At 41.8% G+C, this 4,008-nt stretch carries 4 protein-coding genes; 3 read left to right on the top strand and 1 reads right to left on the bottom strand.

Annotated elements, in window-relative coordinates; all coding sequences use genetic code 11:
- A partial coding sequence (locus C3Z13_RS04295) for a phosphoethanolamine transferase (RefSeq protein ID WP_245872545.1) occupies nucleotides 1-1,562 on the top strand: 1,562 nt, incomplete at its 5' end.
- Nucleotides 1,563-1,606: 44 nt separating this feature from the next.
- Here C3Z13_RS04295 and bcp read toward each other — a convergent pair.
- Nucleotides 1,607-2,074, bottom strand: coding sequence for a thioredoxin-dependent thiol peroxidase (gene bcp, locus C3Z13_RS04290; RefSeq protein WP_103855101.1), 468 nt, complete (start codon nucleotides 2,072-2,074; stop codon nucleotides 1,607-1,609).
- A 138-nt stretch (nucleotides 2,075-2,212) separates the two neighbouring features.
- Here bcp and dapA point away from each other — a divergent pair, with 138 nt between their 5' ends.
- Both dapA and bamC read left to right on the top strand, forming a co-directional pair.
- Nucleotides 2,213-3,109: a 4-hydroxy-tetrahydrodipicolinate synthase gene (gene dapA, locus C3Z13_RS04285; protein ID WP_103853949.1), complete on the top strand. Its 897-nt coding sequence runs from the start codon at nucleotides 2,213-2,215 to the stop codon at nucleotides 3,107-3,109.
- Between the two features lie 112 nt (nucleotides 3,110-3,221).
- Nucleotides 3,222-4,008, top strand: a 787-nt coding sequence (gene bamC, locus C3Z13_RS04280) for an outer membrane protein assembly factor BamC (protein ID WP_103855100.1), incomplete at its 3' end; no start/stop codon positions are given.

Raw genomic sequence — 4,008 nt, 5'->3', positions numbered from 1 at the left:
AAAAAGTGTGGGCGCTGCACCCATTTGCGGGGCAGCCTGAAGATTATTTTCTTCTCACCGTTCCCGTCTTTATTTTCTTTACGCTAAATGCGGTTTTTCAACTTTTTGCGCTACCTATTTTGCACAAAGTGATTATTCCGCTGTTGCTGATTATTAGCGCTGCCATTAGCTATCAAGCCTTATTTTATGATGTGCATTTCACCACGGATATGCTCGAAAATGTGCTGCAAACCACGCCAGCGGAAAGTGTTCGTATGCTCACTTGGCAATATATCACTTGGATCGCCGTTTTTGGCGTGTTACCAGCCATTTTATACATTATGGTGAAAGTGGATTACCGCACTTGGTGGAAAGAACTGGGTTTACGCGTGGGCTTGATCGCTCTTTCTGGCGTGGTGATTTGGGGGATTTCTAAAGGTTTTTATCAAGATTACGCCGCCTTTGTACGCAACAATAAACCTGTGGTGAATTTAATTGTGCCGTCTAATTTTATTAGTGCAGGGGTAAACGAGATCAAACGCGTGCGTGAAGCCAATCGCCCTTATGAACAAATCGGTTTAGATGCACAACAAGCTAAACCTGATGAATATCGCCATTTCACCGTGATTGTGGTGGGCGAAACCACGCGTGCACAAAACTGGGGGCTGAATGGTTATGCTCGCCAAACCACCCCAAAACTGGCAGCGCGTGGCAAAGATATCATCAATTTTACGGACGTTTCCAGCTGTGGCACATCAACTGCCATTTCCGTGCCTTGTATGTTCTCTTATCTCACTCAAGCCCAATACAATGGTGGCAAAGCACAAAAAATGGATAATTTGCTCGATGTGCTACAACGTGCGGACGTGAACATTTTCTGGCTAGATAATAACAGCGATTGCAAAGGCGTTTGCTTGCGTGTGCCAAATGAAGTTACCAATATGAAAACGCCAGAATACTGTACGGACGGCGAATGTTTAGATGAGATTTTGCTGAAAGATTTCGACAAAATTCTTAATGAAAGCCAAAAAGATACGGTGCTGATTTTGCATACTATCGGCAGCCACGGGCCGACCTATTACGAACGCTACACGCCAGAATTTAAAAAGTTTGTGCCAACTTGCGACACAAACGAAATTCAAACTTGTAGCAACGAACAATTAGTGAATACGTACGATAACGGTATTTTGTATATTGATAATTTCCTTGATCAAGTGATCCAAAAATTGGAACACCGTGATGATTTGGAAAGTGCGGTATATTATGTGTCAGATCACGGTGAATCCCTTGGCGAAGACGGTATTTATCTGCACGGCACGCCTTATGCCATCGCGCCAGATTATCAAACCAAAGTGCCGATGTTCTTTTGGTTTTCCAAAACGTGGCAGCAAAATGAAGGCGTGGATTTAGACTGCCTGCGCCACAACGCCAGCGCCCAGCATTATTCCCACGATAATTTATTTAGCACCGTGATTGGAATGATGGATATGAATTTAAAACGGACGTATATCAAAAGGATTTGGATATTTTGGCGAGTTGCAAAAAGCGCATTAATAAAAATCACGAAAAACAAAGTGCGGTAAAAATTTAAAAATTTGCACCGCACTTTAATTTGAGCTGTCAGAGATTATTTTTGTGTTAAATAATCTAGCACCACTTGATGATGCTCACCGGTTTTAAATTTATCAAAGACTTTTTCTATTTTGCCTTGTTCATCAATTAAGAAGCTAATGCGATGAATGCCGTCATAGGTTTTACCCATAAATTTTTTCTCACCCCATACGCCAAATTGTTCTGCGACTTGGTGATCTTCATCGGAAAGCAGCGTGAAATTCAAGGCTTTTTTCTCGGCGAAATTAGCGAGCTTTTTTGGGCTATCAGGGCTAATGCCAAGAATTACGACATTGAGTTTTTCAAGTTCCGCTTTGCTATCGCGCAGTCCGCAGGCTTGTGTGGTGCAACCGGGCGTGAGGGCTTTGGGATAGAAATAAACCAAGACTTTTTTGCCTTTAAAATCGGTAAGCGAAACCAGTTGCTCGTTTTGATCAAGTAAAGCAAAGTGCGGGGCAAAATCGCCCGCTTTTAATGTTTGCATAGTAAATATCCTTAAAAATTTGATGTTATTGAGAAAAAATGCAAAAAATTGCTTGCAAATTTTGGTTATTTTAGCGATCTTAAACAAACTTTTTCAAGCAAACTCAATAGACATAACAAAAATAATTCGGAGGTCTTTATGTCAGTAACGAATCCTTTATTTTACGGTAGTATTACCGCGTTGATTACCCCTATGGACTCACACGGTGAGGTCGATTTTGACGCACTAAAAAAATTGGTTGAGTATCATATCGCCGCGGGAACGCACGGTATTGTGTCTGTGGGAACAACAGGGGAATCTGCCACATTAAGCATAGAGGAAAACGTTAAAACAATTTTGAAGACCGTTGAATTTGCCGATGGACGTATCCCTGTAATTGCTGGTGCGGGCGCAAACGCCACCAGTGAAGCCATTACAATGACAAAATTATTAAATGGCAGCGGCGTTGCGGGTTGTTTGTCTGTGGTGCCTTATTACAACAAACCAACGCAAGAAGGAATGTATCAACACTTTAAAGCAATTGCAGAATGCACTGATTTACCACAAATTTTATATAACGTGCCGGGACGTACAGGCAGCGATATGCAGCCTGAAACCGTGGGGCGTTTAGCACAAATTGATAATATTGTGGCAATTAAAGAAGCAACGGGCGATGTGAGCCGTGTAGCGAAAATTAAACAGCTTGCAGGTGAAGATTTCATCGTGTTAAGTGGTGATGATGCGACAGGGTTAGAAAGTATCAAAGCCGGCGGTGAAGGGGTGATCTCGGTAACAAATAACATCGCTGCCGCAGATATGGCGAAAATGTGTGAGCTTGCTTTGGCGGGTAAATTTGATGAAGCAGAGGTGATCAACCAGCGTTTAATGGCATTACACAAAGATCTTTTTGTTGAATCTAACCCAATTCCTGTGAAATGGGCGGCTTATAAATTAGGTTTAATCCCAGAGCCGGTGTTGCGTTTACCACTTACAACATTAAGTGAAGCCGCACAACCAAAAGTGATTGAAGCCTTGAAAATCGCGGGATTATTATAATTTTTAGTAAAAATCCACTGAGGGGTGTTGAGTAGTCAATGCCCCTTAAACTTTTCTGCATTCTGGTTGTCAAAACTGGCAATGAAATTTGTTTAACCTTGAGGATAAATTGATGAAAAAGTGGTTATTAAGCACGCCAATTTTAATGACATTAGTGGCTTGTTCGGCAAGCAATGAAAGTAAACAGCAAGCTAATGATAACTTTGAAAAATACGCTGAACAGCAAGTGGTTTTTGCACCCCTAGCAAGCGGTGGGGTAAATTTACCTGCACAAGATAACACTTATGCGTTGCCGCAGCTTAATAAACAAGCACATCAAAAAGTGGATATTCGCCCACCAAGCACACCAATCGCAGTGATTAATAATTCCATTGCACAGTTTGACAGTGAGCGTTCTTTGATTGTTTATCCCTCATCGAAAGAAGCAGTTTATAGCTTAAATCAAGTAGCACGTTTATTAAAAGAACAAGGGATTACTTATCAATATCAAGATAATCGTATCGAAACCAGTTGGGCGGCAACGGGGCGTGCCGATGATATTGGCGACACACAAATTCGTTATTTGATTGAGCAAGTGCAATATCAAGGGGCGAGTGCGTTGGTGGTGTCAATTCTGCAAATGAAGCGCGATAATATTATTTTTACCCCAACGGTGGCGCAAAAGCAGCGTTATACGTCTGATCGTTTAAATCAGCTGATTGGTGAGTTAAATACGGCGTATCGTAAACAGCAAAGTGAATTAAATAGCACTGCAGTAACGCCAATTCAAACGCAATTAACTACAGATATAAACGGTCGTGCTGCATTAGCGTTAAATGCACCTTTTAGCCAAGCGTGGCAACGTTTGCGTGGGGCGTTAAATCAAGTAGGATTTGAAACCACGTCAGAAAATCCGGGGC

The sequence above is a fragment of the Avibacterium endocarditidis genome (assembly GCF_002921145.1).
GTDB lineage: Bacteria > Pseudomonadota > Gammaproteobacteria > Enterobacterales > Pasteurellaceae > Avibacterium > Avibacterium endocarditidis.
Note: the sequence above shows the minus strand (reverse complement) of the source record. Positions and strands in the feature narration are given on the sequence as shown.